At 45.0% G+C, this 24,964-nt stretch carries 26 protein-coding genes; 20 read left to right on the plus strand and 6 right to left on the minus strand.

The annotated features are described in order from the left end of the window. The first annotated feature begins 79 nt into the window (after positions 1-79). Both VX730_00670 and VX730_00675 read left to right on the plus strand, forming a co-directional pair. A complete protein-coding gene (locus VX730_00670) occupies positions 80-874 on the plus strand; it encodes a thymidylate synthase (GenBank protein MEC9290894.1) in 795 nt (264 codons plus the stop codon). A 5-nt stretch (positions 875-879) separates the two neighbouring features. Then, a complete protein-coding gene (locus tag VX730_00675) occupies positions 880-1,380 on the plus strand; it encodes a dihydrofolate reductase (GenBank protein MEC9290895.1) in 501 nt (166 codons plus the stop codon). 36 nt (positions 1,381-1,416) lie between these two features. Here the strand turns inward: VX730_00675 and VX730_00680 are convergent, their stop codons facing one another. Further along, positions 1,417-1,713, minus strand: coding sequence for a hypothetical protein (locus tag VX730_00680; GenBank protein ID MEC9290896.1), 297 nt, complete (start codon positions 1,711-1,713; stop codon positions 1,417-1,419). A gap of 119 nt (positions 1,714-1,832) precedes the next feature. Between VX730_00680 and VX730_00685 the strand changes: the two genes are divergently transcribed. From VX730_00685 to VX730_00750, 14 genes are all read left to right on the plus strand, one after another. Then, complete coding sequence (locus tag VX730_00685) at positions 1,833-2,930, plus strand: saccharopine dehydrogenase C-terminal domain-containing protein (protein ID MEC9290897.1); 1,098 nt, start codon at positions 1,833-1,835, stop codon at positions 2,928-2,930. A gap of 280 nt (positions 2,931-3,210) precedes the next feature. Next, the gene (locus VX730_00690; GenBank protein ID MEC9290898.1) at positions 3,211-4,026 is read left to right on the plus strand and encodes an Mrp/NBP35 family ATP-binding protein; all 816 of its coding nucleotides are present in this window, start codon (positions 3,211-3,213) and stop codon (positions 4,024-4,026) included. A gap of 352 nt (positions 4,027-4,378) precedes the next feature. Then, on the plus strand, positions 4,379-5,542 hold the full coding sequence (gene hflK / locus VX730_00695; protein MEC9290899.1) for an FtsH protease activity modulator HflK: 1,164 nt from the start codon (positions 4,379-4,381) through the stop codon (positions 5,540-5,542). Then, positions 5,542-6,396, plus strand: coding sequence for a protease modulator HflC (gene hflC, locus VX730_00700; GenBank protein ID MEC9290900.1), 855 nt, complete (start codon positions 5,542-5,544; stop codon positions 6,394-6,396). Before hflK ends, hflC begins: the two co-directional genes overlap by 1 nt. Before the next feature lie 39 nt (positions 6,397-6,435). Beyond that, positions 6,436-7,842: a DegQ family serine endoprotease gene (locus VX730_00705; GenBank protein ID MEC9290901.1), complete on the plus strand. Its 1,407-nt coding sequence runs from the start codon at positions 6,436-6,438 to the stop codon at positions 7,840-7,842. Further along, complete coding sequence (miaA, locus tag VX730_00710; GenBank protein MEC9290902.1) at positions 7,839-8,795, plus strand: tRNA (adenosine(37)-N6)-dimethylallyltransferase MiaA; 957 nt, start codon at positions 7,839-7,841, stop codon at positions 8,793-8,795. The genes VX730_00705 and miaA overlap by 4 nt, the downstream gene beginning before the upstream one ends. A gap of 88 nt (positions 8,796-8,883) precedes the next feature. Further along, positions 8,884-11,610, plus strand: coding sequence for a 2-oxoglutarate dehydrogenase E1 component (locus VX730_00715; GenBank protein MEC9290903.1), 2,727 nt, complete (start codon positions 8,884-8,886; stop codon positions 11,608-11,610). A 15-nt stretch (positions 11,611-11,625) separates the two neighbouring features. Beyond that, a complete protein-coding gene (odhB, locus tag VX730_00720) occupies positions 11,626-12,849 on the plus strand; it encodes a 2-oxoglutarate dehydrogenase complex dihydrolipoyllysine-residue succinyltransferase (protein ID MEC9290904.1) in 1,224 nt (407 codons plus the stop codon). Between the two features lie 3 nt (positions 12,850-12,852). Continuing rightward, entirely contained in the window at positions 12,853-13,239 is a 387-nt protein-coding gene (locus tag VX730_00725; GenBank protein MEC9290905.1) for an MAPEG family protein, read from the plus strand. Between the two features lie 25 nt (positions 13,240-13,264). Further along, positions 13,265-14,650, plus strand: a complete 1,386-nt coding sequence (lpdA, locus tag VX730_00730; protein ID MEC9290906.1) for a dihydrolipoyl dehydrogenase — start codon at positions 13,265-13,267, stop codon at positions 14,648-14,650. Between the two features lie 13 nt (positions 14,651-14,663). Next, positions 14,664-15,323, plus strand: a complete 660-nt coding sequence (locus tag VX730_00735) for a class I SAM-dependent methyltransferase (GenBank protein MEC9290907.1) — start codon at positions 14,664-14,666, stop codon at positions 15,321-15,323. Then, positions 15,323-16,150 carry a 16S rRNA (cytidine(1402)-2'-O)-methyltransferase gene (gene rsmI, locus VX730_00740; GenBank protein MEC9290908.1) on the plus strand — a complete coding sequence of 276 codons (828 nt, stop codon included), beginning with the start codon at positions 15,323-15,325 and terminating at the stop codon, positions 16,148-16,150. The genes VX730_00735 and rsmI overlap by 1 nt, the downstream gene beginning before the upstream one ends. A gap of 208 nt (positions 16,151-16,358) precedes the next feature. Then, positions 16,359-16,520, plus strand: a complete 162-nt coding sequence (locus VX730_00745; GenBank protein MEC9290909.1) for a hypothetical protein — start codon at positions 16,359-16,361, stop codon at positions 16,518-16,520. 25 nt (positions 16,521-16,545) lie between these two features. Beyond that, a complete protein-coding gene (locus tag VX730_00750) occupies positions 16,546-16,737 on the plus strand; it encodes a hypothetical protein (protein MEC9290910.1) in 192 nt (63 codons plus the stop codon). A gap of 144 nt (positions 16,738-16,881) precedes the next feature. On the opposite strand, the gene gcvPB is transcribed toward VX730_00750, so the two are convergent. The 4 genes from gcvPB to gcvT are packed head-to-tail and all read right to left on the minus strand — an operon-like array spanning position 16,882 to position 21,194. Then, the gene (gene gcvPB, locus VX730_00755) at positions 16,882-18,327 is read right to left on the minus strand and encodes an aminomethyl-transferring glycine dehydrogenase subunit GcvPB (protein MEC9290911.1); all 1,446 of its coding nucleotides are present in this window, start codon (positions 18,325-18,327) and stop codon (positions 16,882-16,884) included. Continuing rightward, positions 18,317-19,642 (minus strand): aminomethyl-transferring glycine dehydrogenase subunit GcvPA, encoded by a 1,326-nt coding sequence (gene gcvPA / locus VX730_00760; protein MEC9290912.1) that lies wholly within the window; start codon positions 19,640-19,642, stop codon positions 18,317-18,319. The genes gcvPB and gcvPA overlap by 11 nt, the downstream gene beginning before the upstream one ends. A gap of 38 nt (positions 19,643-19,680) precedes the next feature. After that, a complete protein-coding gene (gcvH, locus tag VX730_00765) occupies positions 19,681-20,067 on the minus strand; it encodes a glycine cleavage system protein GcvH (protein MEC9290913.1) in 387 nt (128 codons plus the stop codon). A gap of 44 nt (positions 20,068-20,111) precedes the next feature. After that, positions 20,112-21,194 carry a glycine cleavage system aminomethyltransferase GcvT gene (gene gcvT, locus VX730_00770; GenBank protein ID MEC9290914.1) on the minus strand — a complete coding sequence of 361 codons (1,083 nt, stop codon included), beginning with the start codon at positions 21,192-21,194 and terminating at the stop codon, positions 20,112-20,114. A gap of 123 nt (positions 21,195-21,317) precedes the next feature. Here gcvT and VX730_00775 point away from each other — a divergent pair, with 123 nt between their 5' ends. After that, positions 21,318-21,779: a nucleoside 2-deoxyribosyltransferase domain-containing protein gene (locus tag VX730_00775; protein ID MEC9290915.1), complete on the plus strand. Its 462-nt coding sequence runs from the start codon at positions 21,318-21,320 to the stop codon at positions 21,777-21,779. A 7-nt stretch (positions 21,780-21,786) separates the two neighbouring features. Next, positions 21,787-22,185, plus strand: a complete 399-nt coding sequence (locus VX730_00780) for a hypothetical protein (protein ID MEC9290916.1) — start codon at positions 21,787-21,789, stop codon at positions 22,183-22,185. On the opposite strand, the gene VX730_00785 is transcribed toward VX730_00780, so the two are convergent. After that, positions 22,166-22,651 (minus strand): hypothetical protein, encoded by a 486-nt coding sequence (locus VX730_00785; protein MEC9290917.1) that lies wholly within the window; start codon positions 22,649-22,651, stop codon positions 22,166-22,168. The two genes, VX730_00780 and VX730_00785, sit on opposite strands and share 20 nt — an antisense overlap. Positions 22,652-22,747: 96 nt before the next feature. Between VX730_00785 and VX730_00790 the strand changes: the two genes are divergently transcribed. After that, a complete protein-coding gene (locus VX730_00790; GenBank protein ID MEC9290918.1) occupies positions 22,748-24,295 on the plus strand; it encodes an aldehyde dehydrogenase family protein in 1,548 nt (515 codons plus the stop codon). A 123-nt stretch (positions 24,296-24,418) separates the two neighbouring features. Beyond that, positions 24,419-24,934, plus strand: coding sequence for a hypothetical protein (locus tag VX730_00795; protein MEC9290919.1), 516 nt, complete (start codon positions 24,419-24,421; stop codon positions 24,932-24,934). Positions 24,935-24,964 lie beyond the last annotated feature (30 nt).

Below are 24,964 nucleotides of genomic sequence, written 5' to 3' on the forward strand. Positions count from 1 at the left end.
GACTCGTTCTTGCGTAAAGTGCTTCAGATCAGATGTGTTTACATTCTATAAATAATAAAAAGAATGGGGAGACTCCATTATGAAGCAATATCATGACCTATTAGAAAAAATCAAAACAGAAGGAACACTTAAGGAAGATCGCACTGGTACGGGCACATATAGCTTGTTTGGTCACCAAATGCGCTTTGACTTGAATGAAGGGTTCCCTCTGCTCACAACAAAAAAAGTTCATTTTAAATCTATCGCTCACGAGCTGCTTTGGTTCCTAAAAGGGGACACAAACATCAAGTATCTCAAAGATAATGGTGTGAAAATTTGGGACGAATGGGCGGACGAAAACGGCGACCTTGGTCCTGTGTATGGTTCACAGTGGCGTAACTGGCCGACACCAAACGGCACGCACGTAGACCAAATTACAAACCTAATTGATCAAATTAAAAATAACCCGGATTCACGTCGCCTGATTGTATCGGCTTGGAACGTGGCAGAAGTCGATAACATGGCGCTGCCTCCATGCCACTGCTTGTTCCAGTTTTACGTGGCGGATGGCAAGCTGAGCTGCCAGCTTTACCAACGTAGTGCTGATGTGTTCCTTGGTGTGCCATTTAACATCGCATCATATGCACTACTGACGCATATGATTGCACAAGTGTGTGACCTAGAAGTGGGTGACTTTGTCCATACCTTTGGTGATGTGCATATCTACAAAAATCATGTTGAACAGGTGAACACGCAGCTTCTGCGTAAAGAGTTTCCACTTCCTAAGTTGAAGTTGAACAAAGACGTGAAGAATCTGTTTGATTTCACTTACGATGATATCGTTGTTGAAAACTACGAGTCACATGGCCGTATTGCTGCGCCAGTGGCTGTGTAATTCCAATGGATATTACACTCATTGCAGCGGTTGCAAAGAACCGCGGAATCAGTAAAGACGAGAAGCTCCTCTGGCACTTGCCAGGGGATCTTCCGCGTTTTAAAAAGCTCACATCTGGTAAACCGTATATTGTTGGTCGTAAAACGTTTGAAACTCACGGAGCACTCCCGGGGCGTTTGATGATGGTGCTGACACGTGATACGTCTTATCAGGCAAAAGGCTCTGTGGTTGTTTCTTCTCTAGAGGAGGCTTTAGAGGCTTGTAAAAATGCAGGGCACTCTGAAGTGATGATTGGTGGAGGAGGGGAAATTTATAAAATGGCTCTTCCGCATGCCACAAAGCTTCTATTGACAGAAGTGGATGATGCGCCTGAGGCGGATACATTCTTCCCTGAAGTTGATTTTTCACTTTGGCAAATGTTAGATGAAGAATGCATTCCTGCAGGAGAAACCCACCCAGCCTTTAAGTATGTGAACTACAAACGCAAGATTGCGCAAGCCGCATAAGAAAAAGCTCCCCAAAGAGGGGAGCTTTTTTTCGATTCATCCAATGAAAAGCAAAGCAATTGCAATAAACACAAACGGTGCTGTAAACATAAAGATCATGCGCGCGGAGACGTGAATGATATAAAATGTTTCCGCTTTACTCTTTGGACGTTCTTCGAGTTCGTGGGGGCTAGGTTCGCCACCAGCGAAGAGGTCTGCATCCATATGGAAATCTTTGTAGCCATCATCTAGCTTTTTTCTGTTTTTAGGGAGGAGGCCCCGAATCCAGATGGCTAGGGCTGTAAAGCTGACGGCACAAGAAATCGCAAGCAGAACCCAAGGAAAAAGGTCCATGGTTGTGATCCTTTAAAAGGGAGGGAAAAGATATTTATAACTTCTTTGTATCCTGATATTGCGCCCAAGTCTAGTTAAGGTTATAAATGTGGCACAATTAAATAAGGAGAAGCTCGCACATGAGTCAGAAAATTAAATCGACGTTGGTTCTTGGTCTAGGTAAAGTTGGTAATCTTGTGGGGACGCTTCTTCATAATAGCGGTTTTGAAGTGACAGGTATGGACGCTGTCAGCCGTGATCTTTCTTTTAACACTATCGTTGGTGATGTAACAAACAAAGCTGATTTGACAAAGCTTGTTGGTGACTTTGATGCGGTGGTTTCTTGCCTGCCTTACAACTTTAATATTGAAGTCGCTAAAGTATGTGCAGAACTTAACACACACTACTTTGACCTTACTGAAGATGTGCCAACAACAAACGCCATTATTGAAATGAGCAAAGGCGCAAACTGCTTGATGGCTCCACAGTGTGGTCTAGCACCGGGCTTTATTGGTATTGTCGGTTCTAGCCTTGCCAAAACATTTGATAGCTTGCGCTCAATTGAGTTGCGCGTTGGCGCACTACCACAGCACCCTCGTGGTAAAATGGGTTACGCGTTTAACTGGTCAGCAGAAGGTGTTGTAAACGAATACCTGAACGATTGTGAAGTGATCCATAATGGTGAGCGCAAAATGGTGCCTCCAATGGAAGGCCTAGAAACAATTCTTATTGATGGTTTGAAGCTTGAAGCGTTCACAACATCAGGTGGCCTTGGCACAATGTGCGAAACATACGCTGGTAAAGTTGATACGCTGAACTACAAAACAATGCGCTACCCAGGGCATTGCCACCTGATGCGTTTCTTCTTTGAAGAGCTGCACATGAAGGATCGTCGCGAGGAAGCAGGGGATATTCTTGTCCATGCAAAACCTCCAGTAAACGAAGACTTTGTACTTGTGCACGCAGCTGTAGAAGGCGAAAAACACGGCAAGCTAACACGTGAAGAGTTTGTGCGTTGCTACGAGCCAGAGCGTATTGGTGACAGCATGTACCGTGCAATTAGCTGGACAACAGCAGCAAGCCTATGTGCTGTGATTGAAATGGTAAGTAACGGTAGCCTGCCTGATCAAGGTTTCCTTAAGCAGGAAGATATTCCTCTAGATGCATTCTTTGAAACAAAGAACGGTGCTTACTACGCTTCTTACGAAGAAGAGAAAGTTATGTCGTACGCGGCGTAGAGCTTGACCTCTTAAAAAGCCTCCCCATTGGGAGGCTTTTTATATGCATAAAAAATAGGCCAAATGTAGTCCTGTTTAGCTTGCACTTTATTGCTTAAAGGCGTAAAAATAAAACTGTTAACTTATGCGCTGCATGGTTCTGCAAATTAGTTTTTGCTCCGCTTCCGCTACTCAGGTACTTTAAGTACATTGTGTTGCGGTTCTCTCAAAAACATAATTTTCGAATGCCATGCAACACGCAATTAAACAGTTTTATAGTAAGAAAAAGAATTGAAATCTTATGAAAATTGACGGCGTAAAATATATTATTGCAGTCGCTTCTGGTAAGGGTGGCGTTGGTAAGTCAACAACAGCTATGAACCTTGCCGTCGCACTTAACCTCCAAGGTCACAGCGTTGGTATTTTAGATGCGGATGTTTATGGTCCGTCTCAGCCTCGTATGTTGGGTGTAAAAGATCAAAAACCTGTGAGTGATGGTGAGAATATTGAACCTGTGTTGAACCATGGCGTTAAGGTGATGTCTATGGGGTTCCTTGTTGAGGAAGACGAGCCAATGGTATGGCGTGGCCCTATGGTGCAATCTGCTCTTGTGCAGATGCTTCGTCAAGTGAATTGGGCACCTCTGGATGTGCTGATTTTAGATATGCCTCCGGGGACAGGTGACATTCAACTCTCTATTGCCCAGCAAGCTTCTGTTGATGGTGCTGTAATTGTTTCTACGCCTCAAGATATTGCTTTAATTGATGCGGTTAAGGGTTTGAATATGCTTAATAAGGTTGACATTCCTGTGATGGGGATTGTTGAGAATATGAGTGTGTTCTGCTGCCCGAATTGCGACCATGAAAGCCATATCTTTAGTAAAGATGGTGCGAAGAAAACTGCTGATAAGCTGGGTGTGCCCCTGCTGACGGAAGTGCCACTTGAACCAAAACTTCGTGAGCTGACTGATGAAGGTAAGCCCGTTAATATTTATGCGCCTGATAGTGCAAGCGCAAAAGCATATACTGAACTTGCTGAGAAGGTATGGTCATACTTGAATGCGTCAGAAGAGGGCGCAAGTGGACCTGTGAAAATCGTATTTGAAGAGGCTGGATAATCTTGACCCGTCCTGTAGGTCGGTCATAATATATGGGCTAACTTCATAGTTATTTGATGTTAGCGCAGGACGTTTAAATTGATGAGAATTTGAATTTTGAAGAGGGAATATATTATAGTTATATGACCAATGAAAAATTTAAAAGGTCGCAATTTAAATAGCCTGCCCAGAGGGTGGCGTTTCAAATGTTACCCAAATAGGTTTCCTTAAGCTTTTGTGGGAATGCCACGAAAATTTGCGGAAACACTATTTGATCACTTCGTTTTAAAATTTGCCACAGCCACGCTGCGTCAAATAACTATGAAGTTAGCCCAACCTCTTAAACATTTAAGAAAAAGAACAAGGAAATAATATGTCTATTTTAAGTTCCATTATGATGAGTAAACGTGGAAACCCGTGGGGTGATTCACCTAAAGGTGGCGGTAAGCGTCCTTCTGGTGGCGGTGGGTACCGTCCGGGCGGCCCTGATATTGATGATGTTTTGCGTGAAGCTCAAAACCGTATGAAGCACATGATGGGCGGGCGTGGCGGCTCTGGTGGTGAAGGCGGCGGTAAGGTGCTTGGCCTTGTTCTTGCCGGTCTTACATTTGTATGGCTTGCCAGCGGTATTTACATTGTACAGCCTGATGAGAACGGTGTTGTTCTACGTTTTGGTGAATACGTGAAAACGGTAACTGAGCCAGGCCCTAACTACCACCTTCCATACCCAATTGAAACTGTGATTAAGCCTAAAGTAACAACGGAAAACATTGTTGAAGTTGGCTTTAGAGGTAGTCGTAATGTGGGTGCTGTTTTTGGTCAGCAGATGCGTCAGAGACTTCGTGATGATCAGATTGTTGATATTAAGCAAGAGTCACTCATGCTGACAGGTGATGAGAACATCGTTGACCTAGATTTTACTGTACGTTGGCGTATTGGTATCCCTGAAAACTACCTATTTAAAGTGTCTAACCCAAACAGTGCACTTAAGAACATTGCAGAGAGTGCGATGCGTGAAGTGATTGGTAAGCACCCGATTGATGATGCGCTTACTGAAAACCGTGCAATGATTCAGGAAGAAGTTCGTTCTCTGATTCAGAGTGTGGCGGACGAATATGAAATGGGTGTGGTGATTTCTGGTGTTGAACTTCAACAGGTTAACCCACCTGCGCCAGTTATTGATGCCTTCCGTGATGTACAGGCTGCCCGTGCCGATAAAGAGCGCGCGCAGAACGAAGCCATTGGTTACGCCAATGACATTCTTCCACGTGCACGTGGTGAAGCTGCTCAAATTTTACAAGAAGCAGAAGCTTACAAGAGTGCTCGTGTTTCTGAGGCAGAGGGTGCCGCGGCACGCTTTAGCGCTCAGTTGAAAGAGTACCGTGGTGCAAAAGAAGTAACGAAAGAGCGCCTATACCTTGAAACAATGCAAGAGGTTATGGCGAATACGCAAAAAGTTGTGATTACAGAAGGTGCGGGCGGTAACGTTCTACCATACCTACCTCTGGATCGCATGAAAGAAGGAGGGCGCCGCTAATGAAACCTATCCATACTATTGGCCTGATTGGTCTAGCGATTGCTGTCATTATTGGTATGAATTCGCTGTTTATTGTTAAAGAAACAAACCAAGCAATGGTGTTGACTCTTGGTAAGGTTGATCGCCTTATTAGTGAGCCAGGCCTTAAGTTTAAAGTACCTTTCATTCAAAACATTGTGATGTTTGATAAGCGTATTCTTGAAACAGATGCGACACCAACTGAGTACGTAACAAAAGATAAGAAACGTCTTCTGGTTGATAGCTTTACACGCTGGCAAATTGTAAACGCACGTAAGTTCTACGAATCTGTGCGTAACGAAAACCTAGCCCTTGAGCGTATTAACATTATTGTTAACTCTGCGATGCGCTCTTACCTTGGTCGTGAAGATCTTGTTGAGATTGTATCAGGTGACCGTGCGAAGATGATGCAAAGCATTCTTGAAAATGCACGCGTACAGGCTGAGCCTCTTGGTGTTGAAATTGTTGATGTGCGTATTAAGCGCTCTGACCTTCCTGAAGAGAACTCTCGTGCGATTTATCAACGTATGCGCGCTGAGCGTGAGAAGGAATCTAAAGAGATTCGCGCGCAGGGTGAAGAGGAAGCACAGAAGATCCGTGCAGATGCGGATAAGCAACGTACAATTCTCCTTGCAGAAGCAAACCGTGATAGTGAAAAATTACGTGGTGAAGGAGATGCGCTCTCTATTAAAATCACAGGGACTGCGTTTAACAAGGATCCTGAATTTTACAGCTTTATGCGTTCTCTTGATGCCTACCGTGCAGGCCTAAAGGGTGAGAACACATATATGGTGCTTGATAGCGATATGAGCTTTTTCAAGCAATTTAGTAAGTAGTGAATTAGTAAATATAGATAAAAGAGGAGTCATAATCCCATGATGAAGCAAGCTATACTTGCCCTTTCTATTGTACTTGTAAGCTCAACTGCGCATGCTATGCCAAAGAGTTTTGCACCACTGATTGAAAAGTACCAAAATACAGTTGTAAACATTTCAACAAAAACAGCGCCTAAGCCTGTTGAGGCAAAGAGTCTGCCGGAGATTCCACCTGAGCTTAAAGGGACACCTTTTGAACACTTCTTTGGAGGTATGCCGGGTATGCAGCCAAAACAGCGCCGTCCACAGAGCTCTCTTGGTTCTGGTGTGATTGTTGAAAAGGATGGTCTTATCTTTACGAACTACCATGTTGTTAAAGGTGCTGACGATATTCTGGTCAAAGTTGATGGATACTCTCGTGAGTTTAAGGCAGAGCTTATTGGTTCTGACCCTAAAAACGATATTGCGCTCCTGAAAGTTGATACACAGGGTGAGGACCTTCCTGTTGCACCACTTGGAAACAGTGACGCAATGCGTGTTGGAGACTGGGTGCTTGCCATTGGTAACCCGTTTGGTCTCGCAAGCAGTGTAACTGCGGGTATTGTAAGTGCGACTGGTCGTAACATTAACCAAGGCCCTTATGATGACTTTATCCAAACAGATGCAGCTATTAACCCGGGTAACTCAGGTGGCCCACTGTTTAACAGTGAAGGTGAAGTGATTGGTATTAATACAGCGATTCTTAGCCGTACAGGCGGCTATCAAGGGATTGGTTTTGCTGTGCCGATTAACACGGTTAAATTAATTTCTGAGCAGATTAAAGAGCATGGTCGCCCAATTCGTGGATGGCTCGGTGTGCAAATTCAAACCGTGACAACTGACCTTGCTGATGCGCTTGGCTTGGATAATCCAAAAGGTGCACTCATTGCTGAGGTTGTTGAGGGTAGCCCTGCTGAGAAGGGTGGTTTGCAGTCTGGTGATGTGATTCTAAACTTTGACGGTGTCAGTGTTGAGAAAATGAACGATCTTCCAAAGCAGGTTGCTGAAACAGCAATTGGTAAAAATGTGAAAGTTCTTGTGCGTCGCGGTGAAAAAGATGTGATGCTCAATATTACAATTGAAGAGCTTGACGAGCAAGATGCTCAAGAAGAGAAGACTGAAAAGGCTTCATCTGATGGCCTTCTTGGTATGACGCTGAAGCCTCTTAACTCTAAACTGAGAGAGCAACTCTCTCTTGAGAAGGATCAAAGAGGTGTTGCTGTTCTTGAAGTTGAGCGCGGTAGCATGGCAGCTCAGTCTGGTATTCGTCGTGGTGATGTGCTGGTGAAAGTTGCAGGCGATGACGTGAATGCTGTTGCTGATGTGAAAAAGGCGCTAGATGATGCAGATACAACTGCACTGGTGCTGGTTCGCAGGGGCGGCAACAACCTGTTCCTTGCGCTTAAAGTGAAGGAAGAGGAAGAGTGATCAAAACTCAAACACATAAGGGGGCGAGACGCCCCCTTATTGTTCTTTTCGGGCCTACGGCTTCTGGTAAAACATCTCTGGGTGTTGATCTCGCTAACCATGTTGGCGGTGAGGTGGTGAATATTGATAGTCGCCAGCTGTATAAAGAGATGCCAATTATTACAGCGATGCCAACTGCTGAAGAGCAAGCAGGCGCGCCGCATCACCTTTATGAAGTGCTTGAAGTGAGTGAAAAATGTGATGCTTTAAAATATGCAGAGATGGCAAAAAAGACCTGTGAGGAAATTTGGGGCCGCGGAAAGGTTCCAATTCTTCTGGGTGGTACTGGTTTTTATATTCAGTCTTTACTTGAGGGGCTTTCGCCGATTCCTGAGATTGATGAAGGTTTGATTGAGCAGTTGAATGAGCGTGAAACGGAAGCGCTTTACACTGAGCTTTCAGAAAAAGATGCTGCAGCTGCAAAGCAAATTGATGCGTTAGACCGACAAAAGATTGTACGTGCGCTTTCTGTCTTTTTAGTGACAGGGCAAAGTATTGTAGAGTGGCAAAAACTGCCAAGGGTAGGGGCACTAGAATGTGCACCTTATTATATTGCTTTAAACCCAGAACGTCAGCGTTTGATTGATCGTATTAACTTGCGCTTTGATATTATGGTGGATGATGGTGTTGAGGCCGAGATGCGTGCTCTGTATGACAAAAAATACCCTCTGAACCTACCGGCCATGACCAGTATTGGTGCACCTGATTTTTACGATTATTTTGATGGAAAGCTGCCTTGGAATGAGCTTGTGGAAAAGGTCTCCCAGCAAATGCGTCGCTATGCAAAACGTCAGCGTACATGGCTACGGGGAAAGTACCCGCATGACCTGATGGTCGAGAACCCACAAACAGAAAAGCAGACTGTTTTAGATGGTGCGGACACATTCCTTAAAGAGCTTTCGGCGAAATCTTAAATTTCATGCCCCTTAAACTTGTTTAACGTCGCGGCGCCTGTTAGAATAAGCGCTGTCTAGACAATAACAAAAAATAAAGGCATGCGCTGTGGATCGTTTCAGCACTATGTATGCGTCCAACTCGGACTATGTAGAAACTCTTTTCGAGCAATTTCAACAAGACCCTAACTCTGTTTCTCACGAATGGCGTACTTTCTTTGAAAGTGTAAAAACTGGCCAAGATATCGTGACTAAGAAGATGCCAAGTGCATCTAGCAATGTTGAGGGTTCTCTTCAAAATCGCGTCTCTCGTATGATTAACGCGTACCGTAATCACGGTCATAAATATGCACATTTGGATCCTCTATCTGAGCAGCCAGAACTTGGCGCAGACTTGAGTCTTGCAGCATTCAACCTGACTGACGCTGACCTGAACCAAACAGTAGACAGTGATGGTCTACTGCCATCTGGTACAGGTAAACTAAGTGAAGTGGTTGACGCTCTTAAAACAACTTACTGTAACCGTATTGGTGTTCAGTATGCACTGACATCTGAGCGTGAAGAGCGCAAGTGGCTTGCAGAGCGTATGGAAAAAACGCACAACCTGCCAAGTTACTCTAAAGACCAAAAGCGCCGTATGTTTAAGGGGCTTGTTGTAGCGAGTCAGTTTGAAAAATTCCTTCACACAAAATTTGTGGGTATGAAGCGCTTCTCTGTTGAAGGTGGTGAAGCTCTTATTCCAATGCTGGATACTATGCTTGATGTTGCTGGTGACTCTGGCGTATCTGAAGTGATTATGGGTATGGCTCACCGTGGCCGCCTGAACGTTCTTGCAAACATTCTTGATAAACCTCTTGGTGAAATCATGGCTGCCTTTAATGAGAAGCTTGTGATGGAAGACGATTTTGCTATGGGTGACGTGAAGTACCACATGGGTAAATCATATGATGTGACAACACGTAGCGGACATGACATTCACATTTCACTTCATAACAACCCGTCACACCTAGAGCAGGTCAACCCTGTTGTGTGCGGAAGTGCGCGTGCCAAACAAGATAAAATTGGTGCAGAAGGCTTTAAGCGCGTTATGCCAGTAACGATCCATGGTGATAGCGCATTTGCAGGCCAAGGTATTGTAGCTGAAACACTGAACCTTGCGAACCTAGAAGGGTTCACAAACGGTGGTACAGTTCACATTATCATTAACAACCAAATTGGTTTTACTGCGAGCAAGCATGAAACATTTAGTGGTCAATATTGCACAGACGTAGCACGTATGCTGCAAGTGCCAATCTTCCACGTAAATGGTGATGATGTTGAAGCTTGTAACTTTGTAATGGAGCTTGCAACAGCTTACCGCAACACATTTGGTAAAGATGTATTTGTAGATCTTGTTTGTTACCGTAAGTTTGGTCACAACGAGGGTGACGATCCAATGTTCACAAACCCTGTGATGTACAACAAGGTGAAGACTCATAAGTCTCCATATGAAATTTACCGTGCGAAACTTCTAGAAACAGGCGCAATCGAAGAAGGCGACCTGAAGATAATTGAGCAGGACTACAAGTCTCAGCTTGATACTGCTTACGCTGACGCGAACAAGAAGGGCGCAACTGTTAAGCCTGAAATGTTTGGTGGTGATGTTTGGCAGAAGTTCCAAAGTAAAGTTTCTAAAGAGCCAAAGACATCTATTAGTGCAGCAACAACAAAAGCAATTGCTAAAACTTACACAGCTCTTCCAAAAGGGTTCAAAGTGAATAGTAAAATTGGCAAGTTGCTTGATCGTCGTGAGCAAATGATGCTTGGTAAGGAAAACCTAGATTGGGGTACAGCTGAAGTTGCAGCTTATGGTTCACTTTTGAACGAAGGCTACAATGTTCGTATTACAGGTCAGGATGTGCGCCGCGGTACCTTTACACACCGCCATGCTTACATCTTTGATCAAGAGACAGGCGAGCCTCATATCTCTATGGGTGCAATGAGCAAAGATGGCTCTAAATTTGATGCCATTAACAGTGCGCTCAGTGAGCTTGCTGTTATGGGCTTTGAGTTTGGTTACTCTCTTGCAGATCCAAAAACACTGACAATTTGGGAAGCACAGTTTGGTGATTTCGCAAACGGTGCGCAAATGATGATTGACCAGTTTGTGAGTTCAAGTGAAACAAAATGGCGCCGTTACAGTGGTTTGGTTATCATGCTTCCACATGGTTTTGAAGGCCAAGGTCCTGAGCACTCAAGTGGTCGCCTCGAGCGTTTCCTACAGTTGAGCGCACAGAACAACTGGAGCGTATGTAACCTTTCTACACCGTCACAGATCTTCCACGTGCTGCGTCGTCAGATGCACCGCACAGTGCGTAAGCCTCTTGTGATCATGACACCAAAGAGCCTGCTGCGTAACCCGCAAGCTGTCTCTCCAGTGAGTGAACTGACAAAAGGTGAGTTTCAGCGTGTGATTGGTGATGAAACTGTTAAAGCAAAAGATGTGAAGCGTCTTGTACTTTGTACGGGTAAGCTTTACTACGATCTTGCTGCTGAGCGTGAAAAGTTGAAGCGTAAAGATGTGGCGATTGTTCGTGTTGAAGAGCTTTACCCATTTGCTGATAAAGAAATTAAAGAACAGCTGAAAGCATACAAGAATGCTGATGTTGTATGGGCACAAGAAGAGCCGAAGAACCAAGGTTCTTGGTGGTACATGCTTGAGCACCTTGCACCACTCACTGGTGGTAAGCTAGGCTACGCAGGCCGTGAAGCCTCTGCAAGTCCTGCTGTAGGTTCTAGCAAAGTGCATGCTATGCAACAGCAAGCCATTCTTGATGAAGTATTTAAAAATAATTAATAAGGAACGATTCCAATGACTGTAAAAATTGAAGCCCCAACTATGGGCGAGAGCATCAGCGAAGCAACCGTTGCCAAATGGCTGAAAGCTGAAGGTGAGTTTGTTGAACAGGATGAGCTGATTGCTGAGCTTGAAACTGATAAAGTAAACCTAGAGGTAAACGCACCTCAAGCAGGTAAGCTTATGAAGATCATGACAGGTGAGGGCGATACGGTTTCTCCTGGTGATAGCATGGGTGAAATTGATGAAAGCGCTACTGGCGGTGCTGCACCAGCCGCCGCTGAAGCTGCTCCTGCTGAAACTGCGTCGGCACCCAAAGCTGCTGCTCCAGCAACTGAAGCAGTGTCTCTTCCAGATGATCTTTCTCCAGCTGTGCGTCGTCTTGTAGAAGAAAACAGCCTGAATGCATCTGATATTCCAGGTACTGGTAAAGGTGGTCGTATTACAAAGGAAGATGTACTGATCTTTATGAAAACTGGCGTGAAAAAATCTGCGCCGGCTGCATCTACGCCAGCACCAACTGCAAAACAAAACACTGCTGAGCGAGAAGAGCGTGTGAAGATGACAAAGCTGCGTCAAACGATTGCAGGTCGCCTGAAAACATCTCAAAACACGGCAGCAATGCTGACAACTTACAACGAAGTTGACCTTTCTAAGGTGATGGAACTTCGTAAGTCATACCAAGACCAGTTTGTGAAGAAGAACGATATTAAGCTTGGCTTTATGAGCTTCTTTACAAAGGCAACAATTGATGCCCTTAAAGCTTGGCCAGCACTTAACGCCGAAATTGATGGCGATGAGATTGTTTACAAGAACTACTACAACATGGGTATTGCAGTAAGTACTGAGCGTGGTCTTGTTGTTCCAGTTATTCGTGATGCTGACCAAATGAGCTTTGCTGATATTGAGAAATCAATCGCAAACTTTGGTGCGAAAGCGCGTGACGGTAAGCTGATGCCTGACGATATGGCTGGCGGTACATTCACAATTACAAACGGTGGTGTATTTGGTTCTATGATGAGCATGCCAATCCTAAATTACCCACAGGTTGGTATTCTAGGTATGCACTCAATCCAAGAGCGTCCAGTTGTTGTGAACGGTCAGATTGAAATTCGTCCAATGATGTACCTTGCGATGACATATGATCACCGTATTGTTGATGGCCGTGAAGCAGTAAGCTTTGTGAAGCACATTAAAGAAGTACTTGAAGATCCTAGCCGTCTTCTTATTGGAGTGTAATAGATGAACCTAGAGATTACGTCTCTAACTGCGGGCCTTCTTGCTCTTCTCTATTTGGTGCTTTCAATCCTTGTGATTAAGTTCCGTATGAAAGAGCAAGAAACGCTCGATGTGCCTGATGGCTTGATTCGCAGAACTGTGCGTGCGCATGGTAACTTTGCTGAGTATGTGCCGATTGTTGTTATTTTGATGGCTCTTGTAGAGCTTCAGAGTGAACTTGCTGAGCATTGGTTGACCAGTATTGCTGGCGTATTCATTCTTGGCCGCGTAGCGCATGCTTATAGTATTGTGGTGTTTGAAGAGCGCTACAAAACAATGCGCTTTAGACAAGTAGCGATGATGGCAACGTTTATCCCTATGGCGATACTTGCACTACTTTTGATTTTTTAAGTTTTATAAATAATAGGAAAAAAAGATGAAACAATACGATCTTGTTGTGATTGGTTCGGGCCCTGCTGGTTATGTAGCGGCAATCCGTGCTGGACAGCTTGGCTTTAAAACAGCAATTATTGAAAAAGATAAAACGCTTGGTGGAACATGCCTAAACGTTGGCTGTATTCCTTCTAAAGCTCTACTTAACTCATCTGAAAAATACCATGAAGCAAAGCATGATCTTGCAGGCCATGGTATTAGCACATCTGGCGTAAAGATGGATGTGAAGAAAATGATTGCACGTAAGGATGAAGTGGTCACAAAACTTACTGGTGGTGTTGCTTTCCTTATGAAGAAAAACAAAGTTGATGTGATTAACGGCTTTGGTTCACTTGAAGGTGACGGTGTGGTTGCTGTAGACGGTAAACCTGCTGTAAAAGCTGAGCACATCATTATTGCTGCGGGCTCTACACCAATTGAGCTACCGTTTGCAAAGTATGACCATAAAGTTGTGATTGATAGTACTGACGCACTTTCACTTGATAAAGTACCGGGTAAAATGGTTGTGATCGGTGCGGGTGTGATTGGTCTTGAAATGGGTTCTGTATGGAGCCGCCTTGGCTCTGAAGTGACGCTTGTTGATATCGCAGAGCGTCCAGTTGCTGTGATGGATCACGACCTTGGTAAAGAAGCTGAGAAACTATTTAAGAAGCAAGGCCTCAACTTTAAGATGGGTGCAAAAGTTGCCAGCGTTGATGTAAAAGGCGCGAAAGCAAAAGTGAAGATTGAAGTTGGCGGTAAGGAAGAAGTTCTAGACGCTGACAAAGTACTTGTGGCTGTTGGTCGCCGTGCCTTTACTGAAAGTCTAACACTGGATAAAGCAGGCGTTGCTTACGATGAGCGTGGTGTGATTGAAACGGGTCACCACGGCCAAACAAATGTTAAAGGTGTTTACGCGATTGGTGACTGTGTGAAAGGCCCAATGCTTGCCCACAAGGGTGAAGAAGAAGGTGTGGAATGTGTAGAGCGCATTGCTGGTATTGCTGGCCATGTGAACTACGATTGTATCCCTTGGGTTGTTTACACTGAGCCTGAAATTGCTGGTGTTGGTAAAACTGAAGAGGAAGCCAAAGAAGGCGGACGTGCTGTTAAGGTTGGTAAGTTTGCTTTCCGCGCAAACGGTCGTGCCCTTGCGGTAGATGCTGAAGACGGCTTTGTGAAGATTATTGCAGACAAAGAAACGGATAAGGTTCTTGGTGTGCATATTATCGGTAAAAATGCCTCTGAAATGATTGCTGAAGCAGCTGTTGCTATGGAATTTAGCGCTTCTGCTGAAGATATTGCGCGTAGTGTGCATGCTCACCCAACAATGAGTGAAGCGACAAAAGAAGCAGCTCTTGCTGTGGATGGTCGCGCACTACATAGCTAAGAGGTCATACTTCTTGGTTGAGATCATTGAAAGTAAGAAAAGTCGTCAGGAGATTTCTTCTGACGACTTTCTGGCTTTATGCCAAACGTATCCGAAAGTCCATATTGATTTTGGGACAGGAGACGGCATGTTTGCGCTGCGACGTGCACGTAAGGTTGAGGATGAACTTGTTATTGGCCTTGATGCCGATAGGGACAGCCTTGTAACTGGTGCGACAAAAGCTGCAAAGAAACCTGCAAAGGGTGGGGCAGCAAATGTGCGTTATGTCTGTGCTAATGCTATTGAGCTCCCTGATGATTTTGCCCAGCCAGTTGCAGATACATTTAGCATCAACTTCCCGTGGGGGAGTCTGTTGGATGTCACTGTTCTTGCGGATGAGGCGTTTCTTACTGGCATTAAAAAGTGTCTCAAAGAGAATGCCATTGGTGATATTTACGTCAACCTTTTTGCGCTGCAAGATAGTGAGACGCTTCGTACAAACCACCTCCCAGAAATTACAGCTGAGACATTAGAAAGCCATGTAAAACCACTTTGGGAAAAGGCTGGCTTTAAATGGTTAGAGCACCAGTTCTTTGCCTCAGGTGAAAAGGTAGATGTGGCAAGCACATGGGCCTCACGCCTGACGAAGGGCAGTGGTCGTGCTACTGTTTACTGGAAGGTTGAGGTGCTGTAATGCTTTGGCTTGTTGGTGTTCCAATTGGTCGTGATGGGGATATGACACCTCATGCGGTTGAGATTTTGAAATCTGTTGATGTGATTGCTGCTGAAGATACCCGTAAAGCACTCCGTGTGCTGGGTAACCACAGCATTAAACCAGAGAAGCTTCTGTCTCATGGGGCGCACAACGAGCACTCATCTGTAAAAGGTATTGTGAATTTACTGACCTCAGGTCAAAGCGTCGCTTATGTGAGCGATGCAGGCATGCCTTGTATTAGTGACCCTGGGTTTATGTTGGTCAGAGCTGCTCGTGAAGCTGGTATTGATGTGAAAGCGTCAGGCGGTACATCGGCGCTAACAATGGGGGTTGCTCTTTCAGGTCTTCCGTCTGATCGTTTTACCTTCCTTGGCTTTTTACCTCGCCAAAACAAAGCGAGAGAAGCACTACTTGAGAGCGTGAAGAACTTGCCGTTTAGTCAGGTGATTTATGAAGCACCGCACCGCATCCTTGAAACGCTTGCAGATGTAGAGCGTTTGCTGGGCAACCGAAACTGCTTTGTTGGTCGTGAGCTTACTAAAACATATGAAGAGCACCTGACAGGCACATTGAGTGAAGTTCGTGCCTCTCTTGAAGATAGAAAAGATGTGCTTGGTGAGTTTGTTGTGGTGATTGACGCTGCCGCTGAAGGGAGCCACTTACTTACAAGTGAGGGACTTGAAAGTGAAATTTTGAACCTTCTAGGTGAGGGGTATAAAGTGAAGAAAATTCGCGATATGTTGAAAGAAAAAACACCACTCAGTGGGGCGGAACTTTACAAAAAGATTGAGGAATTAAAATCGTGACTCTCATAACACAGAGGGTCATCTCCAAACAGGTATAAACCTTTAAGGCGCTAGAATTGGCGCCTTTTTTTAGGTAAGTTCTTAGTTAGAGGCATGATGCTCATGCCTGCACAAAATGTGATTTTGCTTAGCATTCACACATGGTTATGGCAATACGTGCCATAACACAGCTATTAAGTAGCTGTAATAAAAATAAGAACAAAAAAACATGCAAGATAAGATCCTTGAGTTAATGGCTGTAGAAGAGCCAAGTTCTGAACCTTCTGAAACAGAAGGTGAGGTTGCTATGGATGATTGGCCAGATATTGTTTGGGACTATCTTGTGGTTAGCGAAACGGAGCTAGAAGAAAAATATGCGCAAGCCTCGTAAAATGACGTCATCTGAAAAAGCACATATGAGCGATCTTATCGAGCGTATGGCGACGTCTATGCATAAGCGTTTTCCTCAGAGCGAAGAGTCTATTCGCCCGTCTCAGCTTCGTGCACAGCATCAAATTGAAACATCTGTAAACGGTTATGATGCAGATAACGTTGTTCAGCTTCCTAAGGCTTTCCACCAGTTCTTTGAAGTAGAAAAAGTTGGCTAACTCTTCTACTAGCCTTTGCTGAAATCCTTTTTTCATATCTGTACCCATTTTAAAATAAGAGCTTGAACTAAATAAATTTCTGCCAACCTTTTTTGAGATGAACTGAAAAAAGAGGCCTGCTGGCCTCTTTTTATTTTTAGGTACTTATTTTTCTTCAACAAGAACCGGTTTACGTGCAGCCCTTGTTTCATCCAAGCGTTTACGGAAGGTTGTTTGTGGCTGAGCGTGGAATGCGTCAGCATCGCCTTCGCGGGCACGTTTTGCTATTGTCTTCATCGCTTCAATAAAGCCATCAAGTGTCTCGCGTGATTCTGTTTCTGTTGGTTCAATCAGCATTGCGCCGTCTACTACAAGCGGGAAGTAAACCGTCATAGGGTGGAAGCCTGCATCGAGAAGGGCTTTGGCGATATCCATTGTTGTGACACCGTTTTCCTTCTGCTTTTTATGCGTGAGCAGGCACTCGTGCATGCATGGGCCAGGGTATGGCACATGGAAGTCATCCTTCAGGTTATGCAGAATGTAGTTGGCATTCAAGACAGCATCTTCAGCCACTTTTTGTAGGCCATCAGCACCGTGGCTCATCATGTAAGCAAGGGCACGGATCATCATGCCAAATTGACCATGGAAGCCTTTGATACGACCAATTGTTGTCTCGTTCTCTTTAATGAGAGTGAATGTTCCGTCTTCCTTCTTCTCTACGTATGGAATAGGGAGGTAAGGCACAAGCTCTTCAGTCACCATAACAGGGCCACTACCTGGGCCACCGCCACCATGTGGTGTTGAGAATGTTTTGTGTAGGTTAATTTGCATAACATCTACGCCGATATCGCCCGGCTTGACTTTACCAACAATGGCATTGAAGTTTGCACCATCACAGTAGAAGTAAGCGCCAATGCTATGGAGTGTATCAGCGATAACTTTTACATTCGGCTCAAACAGGCCACATGTGCTTGGGTTGGTCAGCATGAAGGCTGCAATATCTTCACCATGTGTTTCAATGGCGCTGTTGAATGCGTCCATATCCACCATACCATCATCACCAGTTTTAATGGTGACGATCGTGTATTTGCACGTGGCAGCTGTTGCTGGGTTTGTTCCATGAGCACTATCAGGCACAAGAACAACTTTACGCGGGTTGCCTTTTGCTTCATGTGCTTTGCGAATCATCATCATACCTGTGAGTTCGCCGTGAGCACCTGCAGCAGGGTCCAGTGTTACGCCTGGAAGGCCCGAAAGCTTTTTCAGCCAATCTGTGAGCTGGTAAATAAGCTCAAGCGCGCCTTGTGAATGCTCTTCGCTTTGAAGAGGGTGCAGGTTTGCAAACCCTTCGAGGCGAGCAAGTTTTTCATTGAGCCTTGGGTTGTGCTTCATTGTGCATGAACCTAGCGGGTAAAAGTTCCCATCAATGCTGTAGTTTTGATGAGAAAGGCGTGTGTAGTGGCGCACCACTTGTGGTTCGCTCACTTCTGGTAGGCCAATTTCACTGCGGGCATTAAGACCTGTACGGTTACGCACTTCAGGTGTTGGCAGATCTACGCCATAACGACCTTTTACACTTTGATGGATCAGGAGTTCAGTTTCAAACGGCATGAGAAAGCCCTCCATTTGTGCTGTGTTCACTTAAGATGGTTTCAATCGCTGCTTTGAGTTTTGCAATATCTTCATCTGTTGTGAGCTCTGTGGCACAGAACACCATGCTATGCAAAGTTTTACCAACTGGAATACCACCGATAATACTGTGTTTAGAGAGTTCGTCTTTCAAAAGCTCTGTAGAGATTGGGAAAGAGGCAGTTACTTCATTAAAGAAGCTTTCCGTTTTCAGTGTAACACCATCAATGCTTTCTAAGGCATCTGCAAGTTTACAAGCCTGTGTATGGTTAAGCTGAGCCAGTGTTTTAAAGCCTGTTTCACCAAGAAGGCTAAGGTGAATGCTGAATGCTAGCGCGCAAAGGCCTTGGTTTGTGCAAATGTTAGATGTCGCTTTATCACGGCGAATATGTTGCTCACGTGTGTTAAGTGTAAGAACAAAACCTTCTTTACCATCAGCATCTACTGTTTTACCGCAAAGTCTGCCCGGCATTTGACGCATGTACTGTTTTTTACATGCAAAGAAGCCAAGGTGAGGGCCACCATAGCTCATTGGAACGCCAATACTTTGTGCTTCACCTGCAACGATATCTGCAACTTCCGGAGCGGGAAGGAGGCCAAGTGATACAATCTCAGTGACAGCCACAACAAGTTTAGCGCCAACGGCGTCACACTTCTCACGGAGCTCTTTAAGGTCAAAGACAAGGCCGTAGTAGTTTGGTGACTGGATGATGACACAAGCTGTATTTTCATCAGGTTCAGTGCCAAGCTCTACAGTGCCATTGCTATGTGTTGAGTAACTCTTGAGGACATCAATGTAATCAGGGTGTACGCATGGGTACACGATTACATTGCTACGCTTTGTGAGGCGTTTGGCCATAAGGGCTGCTTCAGTAACCGCTGTTGCGCCGTCATACATAGAGGCGTTGGCGATATCCATGCCTGTTAGGCGTGCGATGTAGTTTTGGAACTCGTAAACATACGTCAATGTACCTTGAGAAACCTCTGGCTGGTACGGTGTGTATGTTGTGAGAAACTCACCGCGCTGAATCAGGTGGTCAACACTTGCAGGGATATGGTGATGGTAGCACCCGCCGCCAAGGAAAGATGGCAACTTTGATGTCGGTGTGTTCTTTTCTGCAAGGGCTTTAATATGCGATTCAACCTGCATTTCCCCCATGTGGGATGGCAGCGAGGAAAGTGGCTCTGACATAAGAGTTTCACTTGGAACATGTGTATATAGTTCATCAATATGCTTTGCGCCAATCGCGTTCAGCATGTCCTTTCTGCTTTCATCTGTATGGGGTAGGTATCTCACGTACGGTGTCCCTTTATTATTGTGGTTTTAAGTTGGGCCTATTGGATACCTTCAACGTATGCTGTGTAAGCATCTGCGTCTAGGGTATCTTCAAGCTCTTCAGCGTCGCTCATTTCAATTTTAACGAACCAAGCATCGCCAAATGGGTTTGAGTTCACCATGTCTGGTGCATCAGCAAGCTCTGTGTTGACTTCAACAACTTTACCGCTGATTGGTGTGTAAACTTCTGAGGCTGCTTTCACAGATTCAACAACAGCGAAGTGATCGCCTTTAGAAACTTCAGCGCCATCTTCTGGTAGTTCTACAAACACAACATCGCCAAGAGAGCTTTGTGCGAAATCTGTAATACCAATTGTGACTGTGTTGCCTTCAATTTCCAGCCATTCATGTTCAGCTGTGTATTTCAAATGAGATGGAATATCCATTTGTGTGCTCCTATGTTTATGTAAATTTTGTTTAAAATTAAAACTTATTTTAGGTGGTTTAGGCTTGAAACTTTTGCCTTTAGTTTGCGGCCACGTACATCAATTTCTACAGGTGTGTTCATGGCGCTGTGGGACGTGGATACGTAGCCCATGGCAATGGCACGCTCAAGTGTTGGAGAAAATCCACCGCTTGTGACTTTGCCAATTTCTTCACCGTCTTCTGAGAAGATGGCAGCGCCTTCACGAGCGATACCTTTATCAACAAGCGTAAGGCCAACGCGCTTTTTCTTCAGGCCTTGGTTCATTTGGCCTTCAATCATCTCGCAACCCATGTAGCCGTCATGTGCTTTATCAACAATCCAGCCGAGAGAGGCTTCAAGTGGCGTTGTTTTATCATCCATGTCATGGCCGTAAAGTGGGAAGCCAACTTCCAAACGGAGACTGTCTCTTGCGCCAAGGCCAATTGGTTTAACATGAGGTTCTGCCATCAGGTCTTCCCAAAGGGCAGGGATCATGTTATTGGCAATGCTAATTTCAAAGCCATCTTCACCTGTGTAGCCTGTACGAGTGATGCGGCAAGGGTGTCCTTCAAAGGCGGCGTCAACGTAGCTCATCTTCTTTAGAACAGAAAATTCAACTTCATCAAAAATAAGATGCATCACTTCTTCTGCTTTGGGGCCTTGAACAGCAATGAGGCCGTATTCTGCCATATCCTCTAAAGTGACATCTGCAGGCAGGTTTTCCCAGAGCCATGCACGGTCTTTATCAAGTGTTGCCCCGTTTACAACAAGGTAAAAGGCATCCTCTGCAAGTTTGGTGACAATCAGGTCATCAATAATTCCGCCTTCGGGTGTACATAGAACCGTGTAACGACACTTATGAACAGGGAGGTGGCTAAAGTTATATGGGGTAAGTTTACTGATCTCTTCACAAGCGCGTTTACCTTTCAGAAGGAACTGCCCCATGTGAGACACATCAAATACACCACAAGACGCGCGTGTATGTAGGTGCTCTGCTTTAATGCCCTCATATTGAATTGGCATGTCATAGCCAGCAAAGCTCACCATTTTGGCGCCAAGTTGAACGTGATGATCGTAAAGTGGTGTTTTTAAATTTTTCTTATCCATAGGGCATATCATGCCCCGAAATTGACATCTCTGCAACGCTTCTTCTTTAAAAAGAATAAAGATGAAGAAAATGTCTTAAGGTAAGTATGGTTTTTCCTTGTGTGAGGCGCCATAATAGAGGGTATGACATACACATTGGTATCAGCAGACGAAAACCTTCCGGTAGGCGAAAGACGCCTACGGGTTTTCCTTGGAGGAAACTGTCGAGGACGCGATTGGCGCCTTGATTTTTACCGCCGTTTTTCATCAGAAGAAATTATCTTTATTACGCCAAAGCGCGATAGCTTTGCTGATCCTGATATGGACCCTGTAAGCCATGCCAACCAAGTCGGGTGGGAGCGTCAGGCGATTGACCGTGCTGATGTATGCCTATTCTGGCTGGGTGAAGGCCTTGCAAACCAAGCCTCTCGTGTAGAGATTGGTTACGCACTTGGTAAAGGATGTACAACATTGATTGGTGCGTCTGATGGATTCCTTGGTCTTGAGCACCTGAGTGCCTTTAGCGGTATGGTGCTTTCAACAAGTGTAGAAGGTCTCATGGCGAGACTGACAAGCCTTGTTGAAGAACACAAACTGAAAGCGTAGTTTTCCTATGCGCCTTTATATGCAGGCTTGCTTTTTATACGGAACAGGAGCAATTTCTAGCGCTTTAACTGTTTTTGTTTTCTGGATTCTTGGTAAAATTCTCTCTGGTTGGGGATTTCTTCTGAGAGATCTTGAAATTGATAACTTTTATGGCCCAATGTTCTGGGGCGGGATTTGTGGCTTAGGCCTAATGCTGCCACCTAAGTATGGCCGTACGGTTCAGTTTATTCTGTGCGCAACATTTGCAGCACTTCTACATATTTTTATGATTCACAACTGGCTAAATATGCGCTTCTTCACGCTCTTTAACAGTACAGCACTCCTTCAAAAAACTGAGCTGTGCCTGATTCTCACATATATTGTGGTTTGGGGCGGAATGTTTGCTCTTATTTCACGCAAGGGCTAACGCTCAGGTCTGTGAGCGCGTCAGCAAGTTGGTGCGTGGCAAAGTACGCTTGTTTTTTCTGTGACCCTTCACCTGCGGGACGATATGTAATCACGAGAAAACCGTCTTGTTTGTTAAGTCTTGAAACAAGAGCAGGGTGGAAAGGTACATCAAAGCTAAAGACACCGTTGGCGCCTTCTACAGCAGGCACATATTTGGGTTGAGCGGTATGTCGCACAAGAGGAATACCTTCAAGTGGTACATCTGATTTAATACGTACACGGTATGTTTCAGCACTGAGGCGTGCATCTGAAGTTAAAGAGATATCTGCACGTCTTGATGAGATCATGCAATCTGAGACATTCCAAATGCCATAATGCTTTTTCACGATAACAGGCTTTTCATCTGCGTACTTAGGAACGCAGGCTGAAATTGACGCTCCAATAAGAGCAATTGCACATGTTTTAGTCAGAATGTTTTTTTTCATGATTTCTCCTTGTGGGGGCACATACCTTGTGGCAGCATGCTACTGTCTAAAGGCGACTTAGGCAAGTTTACAAAAAAGAATAAGGAGAGAGACCGGATGGGTAACACTGCATCTATTATTGAACGATCTGAAGTAGAAGAGATTTTTTCTGAATTGGGCCTAACGGGAGTTCTCTCTGGTGCGCTTGGCAAAGAGTGGAATAAGCACCCTGCTGGCGCTAAACTTACATCTGTTAACCCTTCTACGGGAACTGGTATTGGCGAAGTTCTTTGCGCCACTGAAGATGATTACGAAAATATTGTACGTGATGCTGAAACAGCATTTGAAACATGGCGCATGACGCCAGCACCTGTGCGTGGTGATGTGATTCGCCAGCTTGGTGAAGCGCTACGCGAGCACAAAGATGCGCTTGGTAAGCTGATTTCTCTAGAAATGGGTAAAATTTACTCTGAAGGTCTGGGTGAAGTACAAGAAGCCATTGATATTTGCGACTTCGCTGTTGGCCTTTCTCGTCAAATGTACGGCCTGACAATGCACTCTGAGCGCCCTGAGCACCGTATGTACGAGCAATGGCACCCACTTGGTGTTGTTGGTATTATTACAGCGTTTAACTTCCCATGTGCTGTATGGGCTTGGAACGCTGCGATTGCTGCTGTGTGTGGTAACACAATGGTTTGGAAACCTTCTGAAAAAACACCTCTTATTTCTATTGCAATGATGAAGATTGCACACCGCGTATTTAGCGAAGCTGGTCACCCGGGTGTTATGGGTATGATGATCGGTAACGACAGCAAACTTGGTGAAAAGATGGCTGCTGACTCGCGCTTCCCACTTGTAAGTGCAACAGGTTCAACACGTATGGGCCGTAGTGTTGGTAAAGTGGTTGCTGAGCGCTTTGGTAAGTCTATCCTTGAGCTTGGTGGTAACAACGCTCTGATTGTTATGGAAGATGCAGACATGGAAATGGCGATGCGTGCCATTGCCTTTGGTGCTGTTGGTACAGCTGGTCAGCGTTGCACAACCACACGCCGCGTACTTGTACATGAGTCTGTTGAAAATGAGCTGGTTGAGAAGCTTGTAAAAGTTTATAGCAGCATCAGCATTGGTGACCCTCTAGATAGCAAAACGCTTATGGGCCCACTGATTGACCGTGTCTCTGTAGATCATATGCAAAATGCTCTTGAGAAGATTAAAGAGCAGGGTGGTAAAGTGATCTGTGGTGGTGAGGTTGTTGAAGGTAAAGGATTCTTCGTGAAGCCTGCTATCGTACTTTGCCAAAAGCCAATCCCAATGATGAAAGAAGAAGTGTTTGCACCAATTCTTTACATCACACCAATTAAAGATGTGAAAGAAGCGATTAAGATCCAAAACGATGTGCCACAAGGGCTCTCAAGTGCGATCTTTACAAACAGCATGCGCACAGCTGAGAACTTCCTGTCTCACAGAGGTTCTGACTGTGGTATCGCAAACGTAAACATTGGGACATCTGGTGCTGAAATTGGTGGTGCCTTTGGTGGTGAAAAAGAAACTGGTGGTGGCCGTGAGTCAGGCTCTGATGCTTGGAAAGCATACATGCGTCGCCAGACATGCACATTGAACTGGGGGACAGAACTTCCTCTGGCTCAAGGTGTAGAGTTCATCTAAACCTAAACATCTTAAAAGCGCTGGTATTTCCGGCGCTTTTTTGTTTTAGGGCTTGAAAGTGTATGAGAGAGACCTATATCAGCTATAACGTCTATCTGTGTTTCTTTTGTAGAGGAGGTTGATATGACCTATGCAATTGTGCAGGGAGATCTGCACCTGAATCCCGGCTCAGAACAAAGTACAAAAGCCTTTATTGCAGCTGTAAGCCATGCAGGGCTTCTGTACCAGTACTGCGCCTCTTGGGGCAACGTGGCAAAAACAGTTCGTACCATTAGTGATCTGATGGAACAAGTTTCCGAATCACATATGATGAGCCATCAGTACTTTGAAATGGTGGTTCAAGGAAAGTACGGTCAATGTTTTATTGAGCGTCTTGCTGAAGTGATTGATCAGAAACTTTTGGACTGTGAACGGCAGCTTGCCAAAACAGAGTTTTGCGAAGAGGCTGAAGCCCTGTTTATTGGAATGGATGCCGAATACTTACACAAGATCATGGTTGCTGCAGAGGAGATGGCTATTGCTCATCGCTTGGCCTGTTTTGCAGAAGACTGTTTGGAAGAAATGACAAGCTTGCCGTCTCGAGCTTACGCGCCTATGAAAAAGCCTTTGAAATTTGGCAAACCTCGTCAATACCAGTAAAACGAATGCGAAAAGCCGTCCTTTATGGGC

The sequence above is a fragment of the Pseudomonadota bacterium genome (assembly GCA_036141575.1).
Lineage (GTDB): Bacteria > Pseudomonadota > Alphaproteobacteria > UBA2136 > JAPKEQ01 > JAPKEQ01.

Bases quoted from the DNA above. Each gene is read 5' to 3' on its own strand.
- VX730_00670 (MEC9290894.1), top strand. From the start codon at position 80: ATGAAGCAATATCATGACCTATTAGAAAAAATCAAAACAGAAGGAACA.
- VX730_00675 (MEC9290895.1), top strand. From the start codon at position 880: ATGGATATTACACTCATTGCAGCGGTTGCAAAGAACCGCGGAATCAGT.
- VX730_00680 (MEC9290896.1), bottom strand. From the start codon at position 1,713: ATGGACCTTTTTCCTTGGGTTCTGCTTGCGATTTCTTGTGCCGTCAGC.
- VX730_00685 (MEC9290897.1), top strand. From the start codon at position 1,833: ATGAGTCAGAAAATTAAATCGACGTTGGTTCTTGGTCTAGGTAAAGTT.
- VX730_00690 (MEC9290898.1), top strand. From the start codon at position 3,211: ATGAAAATTGACGGCGTAAAATATATTATTGCAGTCGCTTCTGGTAAG.
- hflK (MEC9290899.1), top strand. From the start codon at position 4,379: ATGTCTATTTTAAGTTCCATTATGATGAGTAAACGTGGAAACCCGTGG.
- hflC (MEC9290900.1), top strand. From the start codon at position 5,542: ATGAAACCTATCCATACTATTGGCCTGATTGGTCTAGCGATTGCTGTC.
- VX730_00705 (MEC9290901.1), top strand. From the start codon at position 6,436: ATGATGAAGCAAGCTATACTTGCCCTTTCTATTGTACTTGTAAGCTCA.
- odhB (MEC9290904.1), top strand. From the start codon at position 11,626: ATGACTGTAAAAATTGAAGCCCCAACTATGGGCGAGAGCATCAGCGAA.
- VX730_00725 (MEC9290905.1), top strand. From the start codon at position 12,853: ATGAACCTAGAGATTACGTCTCTAACTGCGGGCCTTCTTGCTCTTCTC.
- lpdA (MEC9290906.1), top strand. From the start codon at position 13,265: ATGAAACAATACGATCTTGTTGTGATTGGTTCGGGCCCTGCTGGTTAT.
- rsmI (MEC9290908.1), top strand. From the start codon at position 15,323: ATGCTTTGGCTTGTTGGTGTTCCAATTGGTCGTGATGGGGATATGACA.
- VX730_00745 (MEC9290909.1), top strand. From the start codon at position 16,359: ATGCAAGATAAGATCCTTGAGTTAATGGCTGTAGAAGAGCCAAGTTCT.
- VX730_00750 (MEC9290910.1), top strand. From the start codon at position 16,546: ATGAGCGATCTTATCGAGCGTATGGCGACGTCTATGCATAAGCGTTTT.
- gcvPB (MEC9290911.1), bottom strand. From the start codon at position 18,327: ATGCCGTTTGAAACTGAACTCCTGATCCATCAAAGTGTAAAAGGTCGT.
- gcvH (MEC9290913.1), bottom strand. From the start codon at position 20,067: ATGGATATTCCATCTCATTTGAAATACACAGCTGAACATGAATGGCTG.
- gcvT (MEC9290914.1), bottom strand. From the start codon at position 21,194: ATGGATAAGAAAAATTTAAAAACACCACTTTACGATCATCACGTTCAA.
- VX730_00775 (MEC9290915.1), top strand. From the start codon at position 21,318: ATGACATACACATTGGTATCAGCAGACGAAAACCTTCCGGTAGGCGAA.
- VX730_00780 (MEC9290916.1), top strand. From the start codon at position 21,787: ATGCGCCTTTATATGCAGGCTTGCTTTTTATACGGAACAGGAGCAATT.
- VX730_00785 (MEC9290917.1), bottom strand. From the start codon at position 22,651: ATGAAAAAAAACATTCTGACTAAAACATGTGCAATTGCTCTTATTGGA.
- VX730_00790 (MEC9290918.1), top strand. From the start codon at position 22,748: ATGGGTAACACTGCATCTATTATTGAACGATCTGAAGTAGAAGAGATT.
- VX730_00795 (MEC9290919.1), top strand. From the start codon at position 24,419: ATGACCTATGCAATTGTGCAGGGAGATCTGCACCTGAATCCCGGCTCA.